The organism is Kitasatospora sp. NPDC051984, from assembly GCF_044593455.1.
In the GTDB taxonomy this organism is placed as follows: Bacteria; Actinomycetota; Actinomycetes; order Streptomycetales; family Streptomycetaceae; genus Kitasatospora.
Genome location: NZ_JBIUCB010000065.1, coordinates 1 through 1,291 on the forward strand (window position 1 = coordinate 1; position 1,291 = coordinate 1,291).

Annotated in this window: 2 protein-coding genes; both read right to left on the minus strand. The window is 68.2% G+C overall.

Translation table 11 applies throughout. The annotated features are described in order from the left end of the window. Nucleotides 1-361: hypothetical protein (locus ACIHEI_RS37475; protein ID WP_396609993.1), on the minus strand; the 361-nt coding region annotated here is incomplete at its 3' end. Continuing rightward, complete coding sequence (locus tag ACIHEI_RS37480) at nt 361-1,191, minus strand: IS5 family transposase (protein ID WP_396609994.1); 831 nt, start codon at nt 1,189-1,191, stop codon at nt 361-363. The genes ACIHEI_RS37480 and ACIHEI_RS37475, both read right to left, overlap by 1 nt. Nucleotides 1,192-1,291 lie beyond the last annotated feature (100 nt).

The following is a 1,291-nucleotide window of genomic DNA, read 5'->3' on the forward strand; positions in this document are numbered from 1 at the left end:
CCAGCCGCTTGAGTTTCAGTCGGACGTTGTTGACGGTGTTGGGCGCGATCTCCAGGTCGATCGCCTCGCACACGGCCCGTGCCCTCAGCGGGGTGTCGGCCGCGGCGAACGCCGCCATGATCTGCTGGTAGGCCGGATGATCCGGCAGGTCCGGGGCCGGCGGTGCGGGATCGGGCGGGTCGGGCAGGTCGAGCAGGGTCTTGCGAGTGATCCGGACCTCTTCGGCGGCGCGGTCGAACTCCCGCAGTCGGGCGGTCAGTTCAGTGATCTGGTCGCTGACGGCCCGGGCCTCGTCGGCGATCTCCCGCTCCCGGTCCTCCAGGCGGGCCAGGACCGCGCCCAGGGTCAGCTCGCCGGCCATTACGTCTCCCGCCAGGAAGGGGTGGAGGTGCCGGTCAGCATCTTCGACATCCGGTCGCTTATGGCCCAATACACCCTGGACTCGGCAGAGGCGGGGCGGTGTTCGTAGTCGCGCACCAGTCTGCGGTGCAGCATCATGATCCCGTTGACCTGCTCCACCACCCACCGCTTGGACTGCGGAACGAACCCGGTGTCCGCCGGGTTGCGCCGCACGACCTCGATGTCGATGCCCACGGCCTGCCCGTGACGGGCGAGGGCGGTCTTGAACCCCTGGTCGACCAGGGCCTTCTTCACCGTGTCGGTGTCAGCGGCGACCTTGTCCAGCAGGGCGATGCCGACGCCGTTGTCGTGCACGGAGGCGGCCATCACCACCACGGCAATCAGCAGGCCGAGCACGTCAACGGCCAGGCCCCGCTTGCGACCTGGGACCTTCTTGTGCGCGTCGCGGCCGGTGGTGTCGGCCGGGACGCCCGCGGCGGCGTGCAGGCTCTGGGTGTCCAGCACGACCAGGGTGGGGTCGGCTAATCGTCCCTTGCGTTCGCGGACCTGCCACCGCAGGAGGTCGTGGATGACCTGGTCGGTGCCGTCGTCGCGCCACTTGTAGAAGTAGTACTTCACCGCGCCGGTCGGGGGAAGGTCGTGCGGCAGGTAGTCCCACTGGCAGCCGGTGCGGGACTGGTAGAGCAGGGCGTTGACGATCTCCCGCATCTCGTACTGGCCCTGATGGCCGCTGACAGAGGGGTGCTGGGCCTTCCACGAGGCGATGACGGGCTCGATCAGGGCCCACCGCTCGTCGGATAAGTCACTCTTGTATGGCTGGCGGTCGTTCACGGCAGACACTCCAGCACGGCCGGACACCCCGATCAGCGCGGACGCATCGGCACCACACGTTCTGGTGATGACAGAAGCGACATCACGTCACATACCGTCC